Raw genomic sequence first — 21,053 nt, 5'->3', positions numbered from 1 at the left:
GGGAGGCCTTACGCCTCCCCGTCTCGAGAATCAGCTTAGCCCCAGCTCTCGCCAGATCCGCATCACCTGCCGCCGTTCGTCCGCGAACTGGTCGCCCGGTATCACTCCGGCGTCCTTCTGCAAAGCCTGCCGGTGGGCTGCGGAACGGTAGGCCTTGTAGGCCTCGCGCAACAGGCTGGCGTCTTCGACGGGCATCAACCCTTCGTGTTCCAGCTCTTCCAGAATGCGGATATTGTCCGTCCAGCGCAGCAGCGGCGGATGGCTTTGCGACCACGCCAGGGCCGCGTATTGCACCATAAATTCAATATCGACGATACCTCCGGCGTCCTGCTTGAGGTCGAACGGCGCCGTGGCCTCGAAGGCATTCGCCCCCGTACCGGCGGCCGTGCTCTTGCTGCCGAGGTTGTCGCGCATCTTGGCGCGCATCTCGCTCACTTCCTGTTGCAGCTTCGCCAGATCCCGCGTCTTGCCCAATACCTGGGCCCGTACTTTCTCGAACGCCTGGCCGACATCCTGACTGCCCACCAGCACCCGCGCCCGCACCAGGGCCTGATGCTCCCACGTCCACGCTTCATTTTCTTGATAGCGGGCGAACGCGCCAAGCGAACTCACCAACAGCCCGGATGCACCGGATGGCCGCAGACGCATGTCCACTTCATACAGCTGGCCGGAGTTGGTCTGCGCCGTCAGCAAGTGAATGATCCGCTGGCCGAGCCGGGTAAAGAACTGCGCACCATCAATCGGTTTCGCCCCGTCGGTTTCCGCCTGTGGATCGCCGTCGTGGATGAACACCAGGTCCAGGTCCGAACCATGCCCCAACTCGATCCCGCCGACTTTCCCATAACCGACAATGATGAAGCCGGGATCGCACAACGTGCCGTCAGTGCGCAGCGGCGTGCCGTACTTGGCCACGGTCTGGCGCCAGGCCAGGGCCAGCACTTGCTCCAGAATCGCTTCGGCGAGCCAGGTCAGGTAGTCGCTGACTTTCATCAACGGCAGGCTGCCGGCGATTTCCGAGGCGGCGACCCGCAAGCGATGCGCCAGTTTGAAATGGCGCAGGGCTTCCATCTGTTGTTCGAGGTCGTCTTCCGGAATGCGGGTCAGGCGCTCGCGCAGCTCGGCGGCCAGCTCCGGTGCCAGCGGTGGCTTGAACAGGCGACCTTCGTTGAGCAATTCGTCGAGCAGCAACGGGAAACGGGTGATCTGCTCGGCGATCCACGGGCTCGCGGCACACAGCGTCAGCAAGCGTCGCAGCGCGCCGGGGTTTTCCGTCAGCAACACCAGATAAGCCGAGCGCCGGGCCACCGCTTCGACCAGCGGCAGGACCCGCTCGAGCACCAGATCCGGATTGTCATGCTCCACTGCCTGAGCGAGCAGGCGCGGAATAAAGGCGTCGAGGCGTTCGCGCCCCAGACGCTGCATCGCCCGCAGTTGCGGACTGCTGCGCAGACCGGCCAGTGCTTTCAAGGCTTTGGTGGCGTCGGCAAAACCGCCCTCTTCCAGTTGGCGGCAGGCGGCTTCTTCGTCCTGCGCCTCTTCCCACAGCGGCAGCCATTCGCCGCCGACCACCACTTCGCAATCGGCGCCCTCTTCTTCATCAGGGTCCGCGATCACTTGCGCAAAGTGCCAGGCCACCCGGCCTCGCCAGAACATCAGCTTTTCATGGAAAGCGTCCCAGTCGGCGAAACCGAGCATGAAAGCGATGCGTGCCTGATCCTGCGCAGTGTCAGGCAACATTTGAGTCTGGCGGTCGGCAATCGCCTGGATCGCGTGTTCGGTGTAGCGCAGGAATTCGTAACCTTCGCGCAACTCGCTGATCACCGCAGGCGGCAGATAACCCTGCCCTTCCAGCGTGCCCAACACCTTTAATAGAGGACGCTGTTGCAGACTCAGGTCGCGTCCGCCGTGAATCAACTGGAAAGCCTGGGCGATGAACTCAACCTCGCGGATGCCGCCGGAGCCCAGCTTGATGTTGTCGGCCATGCCCTTGCGCCGCACTTCCTGCTGGATCAGCTGCTTCATGGTGCGCAGCGCTTCGATCGCCGAGAAGTCCAGATAACGCCGGTACACGAACGGCCGCAGCATTTCCTGCAACTGCGCACCGGCCACTTGATCGCCGGCCACCACTCGCGATTTGATCATCGCGTAGCGCTCCCAGTCCCGGCCCTGATCCTGGTAATACTGCTCCAGCGCATTGAAGCTCAGTACCAGCGCGCCGGACGAGCCGTAAGGGCGCAGACGCATATCGACGCGGAACACGAAACCGTCGACGGTCATCGGGTCGAGGGCCTTGATCAGGCGCTGGCCGAGACGGATGAAGAATTCCTGGTTGTCCAGCGCACGCTTCACGCCGACGGTTTCGCCGCCCTCGGGGTAGGCGAAGATCAGGTCGATGTCCGAGGACAGGTTCAGCTCGACCGCACCGAGCTTGCCCATGCCCAGGATGACCATTTGCTGCGGCAGGCCGCTGCGCCGGCCGGTGGGCGTGCCGAATTGCTGACAATGGCGGCTATATAACCATTGATAAGCCTGGTCGATGCTGGCGTCGGCCATGTCGGAAAGGTCGCGGCAGGTCTGCACCAGATCGGCCTGGCGGGTCAGGTCGCGCCAGATAATTCGCACCTGATGCCGGGCGCGCTGGCGACGCAGGACGCGGCCCAGCTCATCGTCAGTCTGCGCCGCCGTCGCCGCAGCAGCGATCTGCGCACATAACTCGCCGGGGGCGAACGGCCGGTCGAGTTCGCCGGACTGCACCAGCGACAGCAACATCAAAGGGTCACGAACACTCTGTTCAATCACGAAATCGCTGGCGGCGGTAACGCGGGCGAACTGCGCCCAGCGCTCCGGGGTCCAGGTGGAGAAGCCGTGATCGTCTTCAAGCTGAGCGACGGCCGTACGGAACGACTGCTCGGATCGGCTGACCAACGGCAGGAGAATGGCGGGCAGTTCGGCAAGCGCGGGCAGGGTCATGGTCTATCCTTGATCGGCGTGTAAATGGCCGCTTGTAGTGATGATTGAAAAACCGCTACGCGAAGGACTGTCGAACAAAAGTGAGAAATAGCTGAAATTTCTTTTTCTTTGGCAGCCAGCATCAAACTTTCACCTTTTTAGGATGGCCAAAGACCAACCTTAACGATTATTCTCACAACGCAGCCGGAGGCCACAAGCCTTTCATCTGTAGTTTTACTACTCGTCTATACATTCGAAAGGCTGAAATGCCGGATGATTTGTAGTAAAACTACACGCCGCCGGAACAACCTGTCGGCAATCCAAGAATTTTAAATCGTCTGCCCACAAGGCCAGTCGCAAACTCAGGCAACCGATTCTGGAAGCCTTTCCGCCCTGGAGCAAGCCATGCAAGACCTCGATCCCGTCGAAACCCAGGAATGGCTGGACGCCCTGGAATCGGTTCTCGACAAAGAAGGCGAAGACCGTGCTCACTATCTGATGACCCGTATGGGTGAACTGGCGACCCGCAGCGGTTCGCAGCTCCCTTACGCCATCACCACGCCTTACCGCAACACGATCCCCGTTACCCACGAAGCACGCATGCCTGGCGACCTGTTCATGGAACGCCGCATTCGCTCGCTGGTACGCTGGAACGCGATGGCCATGGTAATGCGTACGAACCTGAAAGATTCTGACCTGGGCGGTCACATCTCCAGCTTCGCCTCCAGCGCGACCCTGTACGACATCGGCTTCAACTACTTCTTCCAGGCCCCGACCGACGAACACGGCGGCGACCTGATCTACTTCCAGGGCCACACCTCGCCAGGCGTTTACGCCCGTGCATTCATGGAAGGCCGCATCTCCGAAGACCAGATGAACAACTTCCGCCAGGAAGTCGACGGTCAGGGCCTGTCGTCCTATCCGCACCCTTGGCTGATGCCTGACTTCTGGCAGTTCCCGACCGTATCCATGGGTCTGGGCCCGATCCAGGCGATCTACCAGGCGCGCTTCATGAAGTACCTGGAACACCGCGGTTTCATCCAGCCGGGCAAACAGAAAGTCTGGTGCTTCCTGGGCGACGGCGAGTGCGACGAGCCGGAATCCCTGGGCGCCATCTCCCTGGCCGGCCGCGAGAAGCTGGACAACCTGATCTTCGTCATCAACTGCAACCTGCAGCGCCTCGACGGCCCGGTTCGCGGCAACGGCAAGATCATCCAGGAACTCGAAGGCGTGTTCCGCGGTGCTCAGTGGAACGTGACCAAAGTCATCTGGGGCCGTTTCTGGGACCCACTGCTGGCCAAGGACGTCGACGGCATCCTGCAACGTCGCATGGACGAAGTCATCGACGGCGAGTACCAGAACTACAAAGCCAAAGACGGCGCGTTCGTGCGTGAACACTTCTTCAACACGCCTGAACTCAAGGCGATGGTTGCAGACCTGTCCGACGACGAGATCTGGAAACTCAACCGTGGCGGCCACGACCCGTACAAGGTCTACGCGGCGTACCACGAAGCGGTCAACCACAAGGAACAACCGACCGTCATCCTGGCCAAGACCATCAAGGGTTACGGTACCGGTGCGGGCGAAGCGAAGAACACCGCGCACAACACCAAGAAAGTCGACGTCGACAGCCTGAAGCTGTTCCGCGACCGCTTCGACATCCCGGTGAAAGACGAAGAGCTGGAAAACCTGCCGTTCTTCAAGCCTGAGCCAAACAGCGCCGAAGCCCGTTACCTGGCCGAGCGTCGCGCCGCACTGGGTGGCTTCGTCCCTCAGCGTCGCGCACAGAGCTTCAGCGTGCCGACTCCGGATCTGGACACCCTCAAGGCAATCCTCGACGGCTCCGGCGACCGTGAAATTTCCACCACCATGGCCTTCGTGCGAATTCTCGCGCAACTGGTCAAGGACAAGGAAATCGGCCCGCGCATCGTTCCGATCATCCCGGACGAAGCCCGTACCTTCGGTATGGAAGGCATGTTCCGTCAGCTGGGCATCTACTCGTCCGTCGGCCAGCTCTACGAGCCAGTCGATAAAGACCAGGTGATGTTCTACAAGGAAGACCAGAAAGGTCAGATCCTTGAAGAAGGCATCAACGAAGCAGGTGCCATGAGCTCCTTCATCGCCGCTGGTACTTCGTACTCCAGCCACAACCAGCCAATGCTGCCGTTCTACATCTTCTACTCGATGTTCGGCTTCCAGCGTATCGGCGATCTGGCCTGGGCTGCCGGCGACAGCCGCACCCGTGGCTTCCTGATCGGCGGCACCGCCGGCCGTACCACCCTGAACGGTGAAGGCCTGCAGCACGAAGACGGTCACAGCCACCTGCTGGCTGCCACCATCCCGAACTGCCGCACCTACGATCCGACCTACGGCTACGAGCTGGCGGTGATCATTCAGGACGGCATGAAGAAGATGACCGAAGAGCAACAGGACATCTTCTATTACATCACCGTGATGAACGAGTCCTACCAGCAGCCAGCCATGCCGGCCGGTGCCGAAGAAGGCATCAAGAAAGGCATGTACCTGCTGGAAGAAGACACCCGCGAAGCGGCGCACCACGTCCAGCTGATGGGCTCCGGCACCATCCTGCGTGAAGTCCGTGAAGCGGCGAAGATCCTGCGTGAAGAGTTCAACGTCGGTGCCGACGTGTGGAGCGTCACCAGCTTCAACGAACTGCGTCGCGACGGCCTGGCCGTAGAGCGCAGCAACCGTCTGAAACCAGGCCAGAAGCCTAAGCGCAGCTACGTCGAAGAGTGCCTGAGCGGCCGCAAGGGTCCGGTCATCGCCTCTACCGACTACATGAAACTGTTCGCCGAGCAGATCCGTCAGTGGGTCCCGTCCAAGGAATTCAAAGTCCTGGGCACCGACGGTTTCGGCCGCAGCGACAGCCGCAAGAAACTGCGTCATTTCTTCGAAGTCGACCGTCATTTCGTGGTGTTGGCAGCCCTGGAAGCACTGGCTGACCGTGGCGATATCGAACCTAAAGTCGTGGCCGAGGCCATTACCAAGTTCGGCATCGACCCGGAAAAACGCAACCCACTGGACTGCTGAGGAGAAACTCTGTGAGCGAACTCATTCGCGTACCTGACATCGGCAGCGGTGAAGGTGAAGTAATCGAACTGTTTGTGAAGGTCGGCGACCGTATCGAAGCCGACCAGAGCATCCTGACTCTGGAATCGGACAAGGCCAGCATGGAAGTGCCGGCCCCGAAGGCCGGCGTCATCAAGAGCCTGAAAGTGAAGCTGGGCGACCGCCTGAAAGAAGGCGACGAACTGTTGGAGCTGGAAGTCGAGGGCGCCGCGCAAGCGGCCCCTGCTCCGGCTGCCGCTCCTGCCGCCAAGGCTGAAGCTGCACCGGCCGCCGCGCCTGCACCGGCTGCGCCTGCCGCTGCCCCTGCTGCCGCTTCGGTTCAGCAAGTGCACGTGCCGGACATCGGTTCGTCGGGCAAGGCCCAGATCATCGAGATCCAGGTCAAGGTCGGCGACACCGTCGAGGCTGATCAGTCGCTGATCACCCTGGAATCCGACAAGGCGAGCATGGAAATCCCGTCGCCTGCCGCTGGCGTGGTCAAGGCCATCAGCGTCAAGTTGAACGACGAAGTCGGCACTGGCGACCTGATCCTGGATCTGGAAGTGGCGGGTGCTGCGGCCCCTGCGGCTGCCGCTCCGGCCCAGGCTGCTGCTCCAGCCGCTGCTGCTCCGGCGCCTGCCGCCGCGCCGGCTGCACCGGTTGCCGACAGCGTTCAGGACATCCACGTTCCGGACATCGGCTCGGCCGGCAAGGCCAAGATCATCGAAGTGCTGGTCAAGGCTGGCGACAGCGTTGAAGCCGACCAGTCGCTGATCACCCTGGAATCCGACAAGGCGAGCATGGAAATCCCGTCGCCTGCCGCCGGCGTGGTGGAAAGCGTTTCCATCAAGCTGGACGACGAAGTCGGCACCGGCGATCTGATCCTCAAGCTGAAAGTCAAAGGCGCCGCTCCGGCTGCTGCCCCGGCTCCGGCGGCCGCTGCTGCCCCGAGCGCTCCGGCACCGGCCGCTGCTGCTCCGGCGGCCGCTGCACCTGCTGCTGCCGCTCCGGCCGCTGCTCCAGCCAAGCCTGGTGCGAAAGTTCACGCCGGTCCTGCCGTGCGTCAACTGGCTCGCGAATTCGGCGTCGAGCTGAGCGCTGTCGGCGCCAGCGGTCCGCACGGTCGCATCCTGAAAGAAGACGTGCAGGTTTACGTCAAAGCCATGATGCAGAAGGCCAAGGAAGCACCGGCCGCTGCCGCTGGCGCAACCGGTGGCGCGGGCATCCCGCCGATTCCGGTCGTCGACTTCAGCCGTTTCGGCGAAATCGAAGAAGTGCCGATGACCCGCCTGATGCAGGTCGGCGCTGCCAACCTGCACCGCAGCTGGCTGAACGTGCCGCACGTGACGCAATTCGACTCGGCGGATATCACCGAGCTGGAAGCGTTCCGCACCGCACAGAAAGCTGTTGCAGAGAAGGCCGGCGTCAAGCTGACCATCCTGCCGCTGCTGCTCAAGTCCTGCGCGCACCTGCTCAAGGAGCTGCCGGACTTCAACAGCTCGCTGGCACCAAGCGGCAAGGCGATCATCCGCAAGAAGTACGTGAACATCGGCTTCGCCGTCGACACCCCGGATGGCCTGCTGGTACCGGTCATCAAGAACGTCGACCAGAAGAGCCTGCTGCAACTGGCCGCCGAGGCCGCTTCCCTGGCTGAAAAAGCCCGGACCAAGAAGCTCTCGTCGGACGAGATGCAAGGCGCCTGCTTCACCATTTCCAGCCTCGGCCACATTGGCGGCACCGGCTTCACGCCGATCGTCAACGCGCCGGAAGTGGCGATCCTCGGTGTTTCCAAGGCAACCATCCAGCCAGTCTGGGACGGCAAAGCCTTCCAGCCGAAACTGATGCTGCCACTGTCGCTGTCCTACGATCACCGTGTGATCAACGGCGCCGCTGCTGCACGCTTCACCAAGCGTCTGAGCGATCTGCTGGCGGACATCCGCACCATCCTGCTGTAAAGCGCTCGGCCCTCCGGCAGCGGAGGGCCGACCGCGTTCCACGTTTTCGAGCGCCACACGCTCGTACCTCAACCCCGTCAACCTGGCGGGGCTTTTTTTGCCTGAAATATCCGACAGCCGTATTTTTCCCACAAGCCTTGCTGATTTCAGCCACGAGCCAAGTCCCCTTCCTGTCGATATTTTTTATACACAGGCAACTAATCTTTGCGCACCAAAGTTAGCCAATAAAAGTCAGTGCGCTTTCTTTTCAATTAACACTCATTCGAATGGATTCGAAAATGCAGAAGCCGACTGTCGGCCCCATCATGGGTCACGCAACAACTAACCAGACCCGCATTTTTATACGCGGCGAATTTCAAAGTAATGCTGCAGTATTTGCCGGCATTCGTTATCGACCCACCGATTCGAAACAATGGCACACGGGAGGATTCATCAAACTGGACGCGAGACGTGATATGTCTGGCGTACTGGTTCTGGATAACTTGAGCGCCGACACCGATTACGAGTACCAGACCGGATGGTTCAGCCCGATGAGTCCGGCCCACACCACCGAAAGCGTGGCGGAGTTGCCGCTGCAATGGCCGCGGGAGACTTACCGTCTGCGTACCCGCAGCGATCAGGCCTTACAGCCACGCGCCTATATCCTCGGTTCGTGTCGCTACCTGCGCCTGACCGCCGGCATCCCCGTATTGCCGCAGCTGGGTGACCGGATCTTCGCCTCGATCAGCCAACTGATCGAAGGCGCACAACCACCGGTCAGCGCAATCATGATGAGCGGTGACCAGATTTACGCCGATGACTTGAACCTGATTGCACCCGACCGCGAATATAACGAGATCATTGCAAAGTATCGCGCGGCTTTTTCCCAGCCCAATATTCAACGACTGATGTCTGGCACTTCGACTTACATGATTCTCGACGACCATGAAATAGAAGATAACTGGCCAAGTCATGCCGACCCAGCCGATGAAACACTGTTTCGCAATGCAATGGCGGCTTACGAAATCTATCAAACCAGTCACAGTCCGGCCTGTTCACTCACAACTAACGGCCAAGTAGAGCATTCTTCGCTGAAGCACTATTGGTATCAATTCAGCGATGGCGATATCGAATGGTTTGTGACCGATAGTCGAACCCGTCGCCACTTATCCAGCGACAACCGCCGCGTTCTGGATGAAGAGCAGGAACACGCCTTGTGCAAGTGGCTGATCGAAAGCACCGCACGGGTCAAGTTTGTGGTTACCAGTGTCATGTTCTATCCGGATCGCAGAATGAACGGCGAGGACGCCTGGATGGGCTTCCCGCAACAGCGCTTGCGGCTGCTGGAAACCATCCGCCGGCATCGAATCAGGAACGTGGTGTTCATCTCCGGCGACGTGCACGGTTCGCTGACCTCGCGCCTGACCCACAGCGAGGACCCGGAATTCGAAATCCACACCATCGTCTCTTCGCCGCTGCACAACAGCAAACTGCTGCCCTATGCCACGGCCGCGACGTTCATCCTCGATCAGCCGCTGGTTCGTACCGACACGGGAGACTATCGGCACGAACTGACCAGCCAGGTCATCAGCCAGGACAATTTTGCGCACATGGTGGTCGAGCCCGGGCACATCCAGGTCAACTACCACGACCGGGATGGCAGACACCTGCAAACGATCGACATTCCACTTCGCTGAAATGCAGCGGCATTACCGTTCCGGTCGCCAGAGAGCTCTGGAGCGGTACTTTCAGAGCGATCCCGCATTACTTTCCACCACCCTCTGGAGAAATGCCCACAGTTGCCGACATATTCTTATAGCACTTGGCCTTCATGTCTCTTGTCAGTCGGTGCCGCAATGATGCAACCTTGCCGCAGGCAACAGTAAAGAGGGCGAGAGCCCGGCGCGTTCAGCAAATTTCCAAGCGAGTTCCCTTCATGAAGAGCCAACCCGATGCCGCCAGCCGTATGGCGGCCGAGGTAGTGACGCAGTTGCCTGTGCCCTCGCGGCTCGGCATGCTGCGTTTCGAGCGCCTGAATGAAGCCAGTTGGGCGATGCTGTTTCTCGATCCCAGCTGCGAACGCCAGTTCGGCCAGCCGGCCGTCGAACTCTGCGCCCTGGTCGGCTCGCCCTACGCCAGCCTGATGGAGCCCGAAGCGCGCTATCAGCTGCACGACGCGATCCAGCAACAGCTTGGCCAAAGCCCGCATTATATGGTGCGCTACACCCTGCACACCGCCGCCGGTGTCCTGAGCATTCTCGAACTCGGCGAGGCCTACAAACAGCACAACCGTCATTTGCTGCGCGGTTACCTGCTGGCGGTCGACGATGTATTTGACGAAGCGCCAGCGCTGCCGTGCGTCGACCTCGAAACCCAGAACTCGCGCCTGCAGATCGCCCTTGAGCTCAACCAGCGCGCCCAGCAGGAGCAATTGCAGCACCTGGAGCGGGTGCGCGCCCAGCAGGACCTGATCCTGCTGCTGGCCCGCCAGCGCTACAGCAGCCAGAACTCCCTGCAGGAAGCCGCCGAACTGATCACCCGCTGCGCCTGCGATATCTACGAAATCGACTGCGCCAGCCTGTGGAACCTCGAAGGTCAGAAGCTGGTGCCGATTTCCGCCTATCACCGCGCCACCCAGGAATACATCCTGCCGGAGGTGCTCGACGTCAGCGGCTTCCCCGATTACATGGACGCGTTGCACGGCAGCCGCGCCATCGACGCGCACAACGCGATGCGCGACCCGCGTACCCGCGAGATGGCCGAAGCGCTGCGCCCCCGCGACGTCAACGCCATGCTCGACGCCAGCATCCGCGTCGACGGCCAGGTGGTCGGCGTGCTGTGTCTGGAGCAGACCGGCGTCACCCGCGCCTGGCAGTCCGACGAAATCGCCTTTGCCGGTGAACTGGCCGACCAGTTCGCCCAGGTCATCAACAATCACAACCGCCGCATCGCCACCAGCGCCCTGCACCTGTTCCAGCGTGCGGTCGAGCAAAGCGCCAACGCCTTCCTGCTGGTCAATTGCGACGGCGTGGTCGAGTACGTCAACCCGAGCTTCACCGCGATCACCCAGTACACCACTGAGGAAGTCCACGGCCAGCGCCTCTCGGAGCTGCCGGCCCTGGAAAACCTCAGCGAGTTGCTGTTCGACGCGCCCTCCGCGCTGGCCAAAAGCAATAGCTGGCAAGGCGAATTCAAGAGCCGCCGCAAGAACCTCGAACCCTACTGGGGCCAGTTGTCGATCTCCAAGGTCTACGGCGACAACCGTGAGCTGACGCATTACATCGGCATCTACGAAGACATCACCCAGACCAAGCTGGCGCAGCAGCGCATTGAGCGCCTGGCCTACACCGACAACCTGACCAACCTCGGTAACCGGCCTGCATTTATCCGCAATCTGGATGAACGCTTCGCCCGAGACAGCGATACCCCGATCAGCCTGCTGCTGGTGGATATCGACAACTTCAAGCGGATCAACGACAGCCTCGGCCACCAGACCGGCGACAAACTGTTGATCAGTCTGGCCCGGCGCCTGCGCAACAGCCTGAGCCCGAGCGGCAGCCTGGCGCGGTTCGCCAGTAATGAATTCGCGGTATTGCTCGACAACACCGCCCTTGAGGCCGGCCAACAGATTGCCAGTCAGTTGCTGATGACCCTCGACAAACCGATGTTCGTCGACAACCAACTCATCAGCGTCACCGGCTCCGTGGGCCTGGCCTGCGCGCCGCTGCACGGCCGCGACCCGCAGACCCTGATGCGCAACGCCGGCCTGGCCCTGCACAAGGCCAAGGCCAACGGCAAACACCAGGTGCAGGTGTTCACCGAGGCGCTGAACGCCGAGGCCAGTTACAAGCTGTTCGTCGAAAACAACCTGCGCCGCGCCCTGACCCAGAACGAACTGGACGTGTTCTACCAGCCCAAGCTGTGCCTGCGCAGCGGGCGCCTGCTGGGCATGGAGGCGCTGCTGCGCTGGAACCATCCGGAACGCGGCATGATCCGCCCGGATCAGTTCATCAGCGTCGCCGAGGAAACCGGCCTGATCATTCCGATCGGCAAGTGGATCGCCCGCCAGGCCTGCCGCATGAGCAAGGCGCTGACCGCCGCCGGCATGGGCAATCTGCAGGTGGCGATCAACCTGTCGCCCAAGCAGTTCTCCGACCCGGACCTGGTGGCGTCGATCGCCAACATCCTCAAGGAAGAAGCGCTGCCGGCCAATCTGCTGGAACTGGAGCTGACCGAAGGCCTGCTGCTGGAAGCCACCGAAGACACCCACTTGCAGCTCGACCAGCTCAAGCGCCTGGGCCTGACCCTGGCCATGGACGACTTCGGCACCGGCTACTCGTCGCTCAGCTACCTGAAGAAATTCCCGATCGACATCATCAAGATCGATCGCAGCTTCATCCACGAAATCCCGGACAACCAGGACGACATGGAAATCACCTCCGCCGTGATCGCCATGGCCCACAACCTGAAACTCAAGGTCGTGGCCGAAGGCATCGAGACCGCCGAGCAGCTGGCGTTCCTGCGCCGTCACCGCTGCGACGTCGGCCAGGGCTACCTGTTCGACCGGCCGATTCCGGGCGGCGAGCTGATCCAGGCGCTCAAGCGCTACCCCCGCGGCCCGCTCTGCCTGTAACTCACAGGGCACTATCCGCACACTTTGCCAGGTGATTAACTGGGCATCATTGGGCACACTGGCGGTCAGACTTTTTACATCCCATCCTGACTGAGAGGAACGATCATGGTTCTGCGCTCGGAAATTCTGGTGAACAAAAACGTGCTACCGACTAAAGAACAAGCTCTGCCCGGCCGCGAAACCCCGATGGCCCTGCCTGAAAAACACTTTGTTTTCACCGAGACGCCGTTGCTGGGCCCGTTCTTTCAGGACGTCGATTTCGCGATCTTCGGCCTCGGCTGCTTCTGGGGTGCGGAACGCCGCTTCTGGCAGCGCGAAGGCGTGGTCAGCACCGTGGTCGGTTACGCCGGCGGTTACACGCCGAACCCGACCTACGAAGAAGTCTGCTCGGGCCTGACCGGCCACGCTGAAGTGGTGCTGGTGGTGTTCGACAAGGCCAAGGTCAGCTACGAAGAGCTGCTGGCAATGTTCTGGGAATTGCACAACCCGACGCAGGGCATGCGTCAGGGCAATGACATCGGCACCCAGTACCGTTCGGTGATCTACGCGACCCACCCGGAGCAACTGGAGGCGGCGCTGAAGAGCAAGGCTGTTTATCAGGCTGAGTTGTCGAAGGCGGGTCTGGGTGAAATCAGCACCGAGATTGAACAGGCGCCGACCGTTTACTTCGCCGAGACCTATCACCAGCAGTATCTGGCGAAAAATCCGGAAGGCTACTGCGGGATTGGCGGCACTGGCGTTTGCATGCCACCGAGTCTGGCAGGTAACTAAGCCCACCCTGATCGCTCCCGCGCTTAGCGTGGGAGCGATTGACGGCTGATCAGCTTTCGGCGATCAACCAATCCATCTGCCACCCACCCTGGGTCTGGCCCAGCTTCTTGGACAGCCACGGCAGCAGCTCACGCAACTCTTCCTCCAGCCCCCACGGTGGATTGGCAATCGCCAGCCCGGAACCGTTCAGGCTGTTCGGCGTGTCCAGCGGATGCACCAGCAGCTCCACACGCAGCAGTTTCGGCGCACCGGTGCCGGCCAGATCCTGATAGAAACGACGCAGTGCGCGCTGGTCCTTCACCGGATACCAGATGGCCGCCACAGTCTGGCGCATCCGACCGATTGCCTCTTTCATCGACGCCGCACAACGCTGCATTTCATCGAGCTGTTCGAACGGCGGATCAATCAACATCACCGCGCGCTTCTCCTGCACCGGCAACATGGCGCGGGCGACATGCCAGCCCTCACCCAGATGCACCTTTACCCGACGGTCACCGGCCATGTTCTCCTTGAGCTGCACGCCGTCTTCGGGGTGCTTCTCGTTGAGCATCACCCGATCCTGCGGTCGGGTCAGACGCCGCGCCAGCTCCGGCGAGCCCGGGTAATAGCGCAGCTGGCCATCCGGGTTCATCTCGTGCAGCACTTTCATGTAGTCAGCGGTCAGCGCCGGCAGATCCGGCTGATCCCACAACCGCGCGATGCCTTCCAGGTACTCGCCGGTACGGTTGGCCTGATCGCCCTGCAGGTCATACAGACCAATGCCGGCGTGGCTGTCGAGATAGGCAAACGGCTGCTCCTTGCGCGACATCAGAGCGATGAGGCGGGTCAAAGTCAGGTGTTTGAACACATCGGCGTGATTGCCGGCATGGAAGGCGTGACGATAATTCATGGCTGCTCCTGCGAGGGCCGTGAAGTTTACCTTTTACCGGGCGGCAAGTCAGGGGTTGGGGGCTGAGTGGGTGGTCTTGCTGTCGGGTACATCCTTGAGAGCCAGCTGAGGCAGATGGGATCGAAGGCAAAAGCAACATCAAGAAACAACTCGCCATAGATACTCTTCGTCCCTTGAACAAAGGGAATGCGAAGATCGGTCGCACTTAAAACCTGTAAAGAGGGACATTTACATGGGAAGAAAGGTGATCGGAATCGGCGCTCCGACCTCAACCGGCGGCGCAGTCCTGGAAGGGAACGCCGGAATCAACATTGATTACGCCGTAAGCACATCCTCCATCGGCCACATGGCCAGTTGTCCGGCATGCAGTGCAGGCAAAGGCCCTATCGTTGCAGTGGGCCCTCGAACAGTTACATTACCCGCCGGGCCAGTTGCACTCGAAGGTGATTACATCGCCTGCGGGTGTCCACCAAAATCCAACACGCTCTTGTTCGGTCAATCGTCTGTTTATGGTGGCGGTGAACATAGTGCTGCGAGCTTCTCTGCGATAAGTAGCCTTATTCCAAAGCCCAAAACGATACAACGGATAACCTTCTCGTACGGGGAAAGCCAAACTCCCGTGGATTCAGTGTCGCGCTTCTATACCGACCTGAATATTCATGTAAAAACATCCGGCTATTCACCCGGTGAAACGGTAACTGTCACGATCAGTGGCGCGACAGAAAAGACGTTGTCGGGCACTGTCGGAGCGAAAGGAATCGCGATCATCCCGAATGCTTTTCAAGGGGAAGCATTTGATATGGAAGGAGAGATCTAATGGCCCAGGTCAATATCAGTTCAGGCGGCGTAAGCTCCAACATCGTCGTCAAAAGACCAAAATTCAGCACGCTGTGGACTGCCTACGCAGAGGTCGGTCTTAAAAGCTCAATAGATGTTTATGCGCTTGTCGGGGGCAATGTCGAGGCTGCCAGAGCAGAAAAACCGGACGCCTATGCAAACGCCTGCGCTCTGAGAATAAGCAGAGGATTCAACTACGGCGGTTACAAAATCCCGAAAGGAACGATCATTCCCAGCAAATCCATCTATCGTCTGGCCGGCGCGGATCAGCTCCCCTACATCATGAAAGTCGCGGACTTTCTGGCTTTCCTGAAACACAATTGGGGGGCTCCCGATCACGAGTTGACGCTGAGCAACGCAGACTTCATCAATGGCAAGAAGGGCGTCATTATCATGGAGATCACTGGATGGAGCGATGCGACGGGCCATGCGACTTTATGGAATGGTAGCGCCACCGGAGACAACAGCGACTACCATCGTCCCGATAGCCATACCTATGACCGGCCAGACGTAAAGCTGGAAAAAATCAACTTCTGGGAGTTAAAGGGATGAAATTCCAGCTACTCATCGCACTAGGAATTCTGGGTATTTCCGGAAGTGCCCTTTCAGGTGAGGCCGAAATAAACAGTGCAAGAATCTCACTTAAGAATTATGGCCTCGCCAACTGCATATCGAGTCAATTCAAGTCTGAGTCCGACATAAAATCGGATCTTGGACTCGCGATTGGCGCCTACTCGGCCATGGGCAAGGGGCAACACGTGATACTGCAGAATGAAGATACGCTGGAGGTCACGCATGATCCGTATGCTGAGACTGAGAAATACATGGCAAGCGCCTACCTCAAAACGTCCTCTACCAGCAAACAGACTGGTAAAAACATAGTGTTTTATTCTTGCCTGGAAATTTATAACTCCCCGGAGTTTGACGCTTTCATCAAGTCGCAGGATCAGTATCTGCAAAACTGAAATCTTCTCGCCTGACTAAATGATCTTTCCAAAACGGATGTTGGAAGGATCTTTGGAAAGGGGTGAGTGGGCAGTCTAGCTGTCGGGTACATCCGTGAGAGCCCCCTCACCCTAGCCCTCTCCCTGTATGTACCGGAGACATGGTGAACACATGTTCGGAGACATGGTGGACGGTTTTTAGATCCTCTTACCTGCCGTAACAATCTGCAAGTTCAAGTCGATTCGGGCGATACGATGTCTACTCCAGTAGACATCGTGGATGCCATCCTCCGCTGTTTCCCTGATCGCTATCGACAGCCCGTGAAATGCTTTTCCGATTGAGTATTCACGGTTCCTCCAGTAAATCTCGCCCTTCACCTGGACCTTTCTGACCACATCTCCGTCGGCGTATTCCGGCGCCATTTGCTGCTCCTGATACTCCCGAGGGCTGCTGCTGTAGCGAGTCGCCGGCACCTGCATATCCAGCGCTTGATGAGGACGTTTCTGGTTGTAGACATCACGCCAGATATCAAATGCCTGTTGTGCGCTGTTGAGGTCCGTGAAGTGCCGACCTTGCAGCACTTCACTCTTCAGGCTGCGGTGGAAACGCTCCAGTTTTCCCTGGGTCTGCGGATGATAAGGCCGGGAGTGACCTACCTTGATGCCCTGACCCATCAGCCAGACTTCCAGCGCGGTATAAACCCCAGTCTGGTCACCCCAGGGCGAACCGTTGTCCATCGTTATGCGCAAAGGCAAGCCGTAACGCCGAAAGACCCGGATTAGATGCTCCTGGACGGTGTCGCGCTGCTCATTGGCGCACGCGGCGATACACATCGAAAACCGCGAGTGATCGTCCAGTATCGTCAATGGATGGCAACGCCCCTGACTCAGGCTGAAATGGCCCTTGAAGTCCATCTGCCAGAGATCGTTGGGCGCTTCATGCTCGAACCGGATAAACGGTTTGATCTCAGCAGCCTTTGGATCAACGCGCGAATGACGCTGTAAAACTGCATGCACAGTACTGACGGAAGGCATCGCTAAACCTTTGTCTTCCAGCACGCGTTTGAGCTTGCGAGCGCCCCAAGCCGCGTACTCCTGACTCACGGTCAGAATCTGCTTCTCCACCTCGTCAGCACAACGTTTGGGGACGTCTTCGGTCGTCGTGACTGATTGTTCAGCCCCTCGGCCCTGATTTTTCAAACCTGCTGAGCCATTTGTAGGCAGTGCTTGGGCTGATGTTGAATCGACGGCAAAGCTGCCGAACATTGGCCCCTTCTTGCCGAGCCAAAAGCACGAATTCTGTACGTAGCTGCACGGTAGACACCTCTTCCCAAGACACAGGCCATCTCCTTCGCGATGAGCAATGTGTCTATTTAAAAGTGTCCACCATGTCTCCGAACACCTGTCCACCATGTCTCCGGTACATACACTCCCGGAGGGAGAGGGGACTGACCGAGGTGATCTTTCGGTTTGCATCGACCTGAAAAATCACCGCGACCTAAGGCTTGGCCAAGCCAAGTTCACCACCGAAGTTGCAGGTCGGCGTACGTCACCCATTCACCTCGGTCGGTCCCCTCTCCCTCGGGGAGAGGGCTAGGGTGAGGGGATGGGATCTAAGGCCGGTCACGCAACCTGCGGCCAATCACATCCAAGACATCACAGCCATCACGCAACGGAATCACGCAGAGCTGGGCGAAGTCGCTGAGGATGACGGAGTCGCACTCGACTGAGCCGCGCATGCACATGTTTTCCAGGACCTGGATCACGGCGCGGATACGGTAGTTGGCGGCGTCCATCAGGATGTCGAGCGGGGCGTGGGTGTCGATGAACAGGGTGGGCATGTCGTTGCAGTTGCTGGTCAGCGCCATGAGGCGGTTGTCGGGGTGGGGGATGAAGGGCTCGTAGGGTGGATCGGGTTTCAATGTTGGCACTGGAATGACTCCTAACGTATTGGGTGGAGCCGCCAACTCTCACTTCCACGCATTAGGTGGCGGCTGTACGCAGGTGTGGAAGACCGGGACGTTAGGCACCCGGCGCACTCGAAAGCGCCCCGCGCACAGCCACCAAAAACTCAAACGACAAAAACGTCTGACTGGTGCAGCTTGACGCGCCTAACGATAAAAGGGCTTCCACGCCCTGTCACCGATTTTGCGGTGACAACCAAAGACTATCCCCGCACCACCGCGCCCACCAGTTCACGCAAACCGCCGCAACTCGCAGGAAACGTCCGAAGCATTTGCCCGGAAATTTCACTCTGACTCGTCCCGCAAGTAGTCCAGCAAAGCCGAAGCCGACGACTCGTCCGACGCCGAAACCGCAAAAAACCTGACAACCTTGCAACGCAAAACGTCGGCGGGAAACGCCTCGAACAACGCCGGCTGCTCCTCGCTCAACCACTGCAAGGTGTTGTTGATCCGGGCATCACCGCCGAATTGCGCCAGCTGTTTTTCCGGCACCGACCACCAGGGAAACTCTCGACCCGAGACCTGCGCCCTACCCCCGATCTCGACGGCCTGACCGTTGATCAAGCCTCGCGTGAGAACCGGCAGCAATTGCCCGGCATCCACCTCGGACGACTCAAGGATCGGCAACAAAAACCGCCCATCCCAGAACCGGAAGAACACCGCTTTTCCGTCCGGCATCAGCACCTGAGTCAAACTGCGAAAGTGCTCGACCACCGCCTCAAGCCCCGCCGAAGAAACCGCCAGCCAACCCCAGTCGCGAGACTCCGTGGTCGCCACCCAATCCAGAAACTGACTGTCAGCGTCGACGATTCCCACGTAGGGCATCACCGCATCCCACTCGGCGTAGATCGTTTCCGCCCAGATCGGCTTCGGCATCTGTGCATTCGAAGGCCAGGCTTTCAGCGGTTCTACCGCACTGGCGCTGCTGAAAATCGCAAACAACTGCTCCGACGGTTTCAGCGGCTCATCCTTCAACCATTGATCAGGCTGCACAGACACCGTCCTTGCAGCGCTCGCATTCTTCGCAGAACGGCGCGTCTCCTTTAAGGCTCATGATTTGCGCGGCAGTCAGAATCGCAGCCGGTGCCGCCACCAGTGTTTCCGGCAACCCCGGCACTGTCGGCGCTGCGCTCATCGCCGCCATCGGCGCACCACCCACCACAATCGGCACGCTGCTGAAGATCCCGCCGGGGCCGATGTTGATCCACTGCCCGCCCGCCTGAATCGTTGCGCTCGCCCCGCCGTCGATCACCACCTGCTGGCCGGCGCTGACGTGAAATTGAGCACTGGCGTTGATCGCCTGATTGCTCACGCGAATGTGCCGGTCGCCGGTCACCGTGAGGTGGTCGTCCTGCTTCACTTCAGTCTGGCGCTGGCCGTGGGTGATGTGCTGCTCATCGGCCTTCAGTTCATGCCTGGCAAGGCCCGTGACAACGACGCTGCGCTGGTTATCCACCTGCACCTGCTGATCATTCAGCACATGCTGCGTCCAGTTTCGCTGGGCCCGCAGGTAGATTTCCTCGGCCCCCTGGCGATCCTCGATGCGCAATTCGTTGTAGCCCCCACCGCCGGGACTGCTCTGGCTGCGGAAAATACTGCGGGTCTTGTCGGCCGGCAGATCAAGCGGCACCGGCGTGGCGGCGTTCGGCAGGCAACCCATGACCAGCGGTTTGTCGGCATCCGAATCGATGAACCCCACCAGCACTTCCATGCCGACCCGGGGAATCAGCACGCTGCCATAACGGTCATGAGCCCAACCGCTGGCAACCCGCAGCCAGCAACTGGAATGCTCGTTGAGTTCACCGTCGCGATCCCAGGCCAGTTGCACCTTGACCCGGCCGTACTCGTCGCAATGGATTTCACTGTCTTTCGGGCCGGTGACCACGGCCGGTTGATAGCCGAGCATCCGTGGTTTTTCCGGGCCCATCGGCGGGCGAAAGAACACGTCCCACGGCGTGGCGAGAAAGGTATTACGGTAACCCTGGAATTCATCACCTTCGCTGGTCACCGATTCCTCCAGCACTTGCGGCTGTCGGCCATGGTGTTCGAGCGAGGTCAGCAGCCAGAGGTCATTCAAATCCTGGCGCGGATGCTTGGTCAGTTGCAGGAAATGTCCACTGACCAAGGCAGATTGATCGCTGCGCCCCTCGGCCTGACGGTAGTCGGCGACATGGCGCTCAAGCGTGCGTCGGGCCAGTTGCTTGCCGGTTTCGCGCTCGGTGAACTGGCCGGGAAAGTGGTAATCCTCCAGCACCGGACGCTGTTCGCTTTCGGCGCGACCTTGCAGCGCCAGCCGGGGTTTGGTGAAGTCGTAATCTCGTCGGGTGACCACGCTGGTGCGGGTTTCAACGCGTACGGTGAAACGCTTGATCGCCGGTGCCGCCGCAGCCATGCCGCTGCCCGGCAGGTACAGCGTCGGCTCGGCCAGACGCGGGAACACCGTTTGATCGTCGCCGAACACCAACAGATGCCCGTCCGGACTGTGCTGAAAATGGAAATGAATGCCGACTTCGGCACACAGACGCTGGATAAACGCCAGATCGCTCTCGGCGTACTGCACGCAATACTCACGCGGCGGGTAATCGCTGCCGAGGCGAAATTCGAAGGCATCGCGCAGGATCGCGTGATCCTTGAGGATCCGCGTCACGATCTGCGGCACGCTTTGATGCTGGAAGATGCGCTGATTGATCCGGTGGCCAAGATAAGCCAGGCGCGGAACAAGACTGACGTGATAGCGAGTCAGACGCTTGCCGGAATCCCCCTGCCCGACCCGATAGATCTGACCGTGAATACCGGAACCCTCTTCATCAAAACTCAGAAACGCCTGACAGTGCAGCAGGCTCTCCAGATCCAGATCCGGCCGCTCGCTGACCAGTTCCAGGTCGAAGCGAAAGGGTTGGCTGATGGCTTCCTTGCCCGTGAACTCAAGGACTTTGAGATCAAACTGGGCGCCTTCGACGGTCAACGTGAAACGCGGTTGATTGGCAGGCGCGAACATCCGATGTCTCTCTGCAGAATGAGGGCGGGCGATTCTGCATGAGGGGCAAGGGGTGCAGGACGGGT

14 protein-coding genes and 1 pseudogene are annotated in these 21,053 nt (G+C 59.8%); 8 read left to right on the top strand and 7 right to left on the bottom strand.

What is annotated here, in order from left to right; translation table 11 throughout:
• Positions 1 to 30: 30 nt before the first annotated feature.
• A complete protein-coding gene (gene glnE, locus C6Y56_RS02305) occupies positions 31 to 2,970 on the bottom strand; it encodes a bifunctional [glutamate--ammonia ligase]-adenylyl-L-tyrosine phosphorylase/[glutamate--ammonia-ligase] adenylyltransferase (RefSeq protein WP_169428554.1) in 2,940 nt (979 codons plus the stop codon).
• Positions 2,967 to 3,092, bottom strand: a complete 126-nt coding sequence (locus C6Y56_RS29355; RefSeq protein ID WP_255261909.1) for a hypothetical protein — start codon at positions 3,090 to 3,092, stop codon at positions 2,967 to 2,969. The genes glnE and C6Y56_RS29355 overlap by 4 nt, the downstream gene beginning before the upstream one ends.
• A 262-nt stretch (positions 3,093 to 3,354) precedes the next feature.
• Between C6Y56_RS29355 and aceE the strand changes: the two genes are divergently transcribed.
• The 5 genes from aceE (at position 3,355) to msrA (ending at position 13,356) form a co-directional block, all read left to right on the top strand.
• Positions 3,355 to 6,000 (top strand): pyruvate dehydrogenase (acetyl-transferring), homodimeric type, encoded by a 2,646-nt coding sequence (gene aceE, locus C6Y56_RS02300; RefSeq protein WP_169428553.1) that lies wholly within the window; start codon positions 3,355 to 3,357, stop codon positions 5,998 to 6,000.
• An 11-nt stretch (positions 6,001 to 6,011) separates the two neighbouring features.
• The gene (aceF, locus tag C6Y56_RS02295; RefSeq protein WP_169428552.1) at positions 6,012 to 7,973 is read left to right on the top strand and encodes a dihydrolipoyllysine-residue acetyltransferase; all 1,962 of its coding nucleotides are present in this window, start codon (positions 6,012 to 6,014) and stop codon (positions 7,971 to 7,973) included.
• A gap of 278 nt (positions 7,974 to 8,251) precedes the next feature.
• The gene (locus tag C6Y56_RS02290; RefSeq protein ID WP_169432585.1) at positions 8,252 to 9,649 is read left to right on the top strand and encodes an alkaline phosphatase D family protein; all 1,398 of its coding nucleotides are present in this window, start codon (positions 8,252 to 8,254) and stop codon (positions 9,647 to 9,649) included.
• Positions 9,650 to 9,888: 239 nt separating this feature from the next.
• Entirely contained in the window at positions 9,889 to 12,585 is a 2,697-nt protein-coding gene (locus C6Y56_RS02285) for a putative bifunctional diguanylate cyclase/phosphodiesterase (RefSeq protein WP_169428551.1), read from the top strand.
• Positions 12,586 to 12,690: 105 nt separating this feature from the next.
• Complete coding sequence (gene msrA, locus C6Y56_RS02280; RefSeq protein WP_169428550.1) at positions 12,691 to 13,356, top strand: peptide-methionine (S)-S-oxide reductase MsrA; 666 nt, start codon at positions 12,691 to 12,693, stop codon at positions 13,354 to 13,356.
• A 49-nt stretch (positions 13,357 to 13,405) separates the two neighbouring features.
• Here msrA and C6Y56_RS02275 read toward each other — a convergent pair whose 3' ends face one another.
• Positions 13,406 to 14,245 (bottom strand): 23S rRNA (adenine(2030)-N(6))-methyltransferase RlmJ, encoded by an 840-nt coding sequence (locus C6Y56_RS02275; protein ID WP_085746455.1) that lies wholly within the window; start codon positions 14,243 to 14,245, stop codon positions 13,406 to 13,408.
• A gap of 232 nt (positions 14,246 to 14,477) precedes the next feature.
• Between C6Y56_RS02275 and C6Y56_RS02270 the strand changes: the two genes are divergently transcribed.
• Genes C6Y56_RS02270 through C6Y56_RS02260 form a run of 3 tightly spaced genes read left to right on the top strand, consistent with a single transcriptional unit; the run spans position 14,478 to position 16,047 of the window.
• Entirely contained in the window at positions 14,478 to 15,062 is a 585-nt protein-coding gene (locus tag C6Y56_RS02270; protein ID WP_127796711.1) for a PAAR domain-containing protein, read from the top strand.
• Complete coding sequence (locus C6Y56_RS02265; RefSeq protein ID WP_127796710.1) at positions 15,062 to 15,634, top strand: type VI secretion system amidase effector protein Tae4; 573 nt, start codon at positions 15,062 to 15,064, stop codon at positions 15,632 to 15,634. Before C6Y56_RS02270 ends, C6Y56_RS02265 begins: the two co-directional genes overlap by 1 nt.
• A complete protein-coding gene (locus tag C6Y56_RS02260; protein ID WP_169428549.1) occupies positions 15,631 to 16,047 on the top strand; it encodes a hypothetical protein in 417 nt (138 codons plus the stop codon). The genes C6Y56_RS02265 and C6Y56_RS02260 overlap by 4 nt, the downstream gene beginning before the upstream one ends.
• A 177-nt stretch (positions 16,048 to 16,224) precedes the next feature.
• On the opposite strand, the pseudogene C6Y56_RS02255 reads toward C6Y56_RS02260, so the two are convergent.
• The 4 genes and pseudogenes from C6Y56_RS02255 to C6Y56_RS02240 form a co-directional block, all read right to left on the bottom strand.
• Positions 16,225 to 17,365, bottom strand: a pseudogene (locus C6Y56_RS02255) (IS481 family transposase).
• Between the two features lie 274 nt (positions 17,366 to 17,639).
• A complete protein-coding gene (locus tag C6Y56_RS02250) occupies positions 17,640 to 17,957 on the bottom strand; it encodes a hypothetical protein (protein WP_102716942.1) in 318 nt (105 codons plus the stop codon).
• Positions 17,958 to 18,275: 318 nt separating this feature from the next.
• Positions 18,276 to 18,983, bottom strand: coding sequence for a DUF4123 domain-containing protein (locus tag C6Y56_RS02245; protein WP_169428548.1), 708 nt, complete (start codon positions 18,981 to 18,983; stop codon positions 18,276 to 18,278).
• The gene (locus C6Y56_RS02240) at positions 18,973 to 20,988 is read right to left on the bottom strand and encodes a type VI secretion system tip protein VgrG (RefSeq protein WP_169428547.1); all 2,016 of its coding nucleotides are present in this window, start codon (positions 20,986 to 20,988) and stop codon (positions 18,973 to 18,975) included. The genes C6Y56_RS02245 and C6Y56_RS02240 overlap by 11 nt, the downstream gene beginning before the upstream one ends.
• Between the last annotated feature and the right edge of the window lie 65 nt (positions 20,989 to 21,053).

The organism is Pseudomonas fluorescens (assembly GCF_012974785.1).
Lineage (GTDB): Bacteria > Pseudomonadota > Gammaproteobacteria > Pseudomonadales > Pseudomonadaceae > Aquipseudomonas > Aquipseudomonas fluorescens_BT.
Note: the sequence above shows the minus strand (reverse complement) of the source record. Positions and strands in the feature narration are given on the sequence as shown.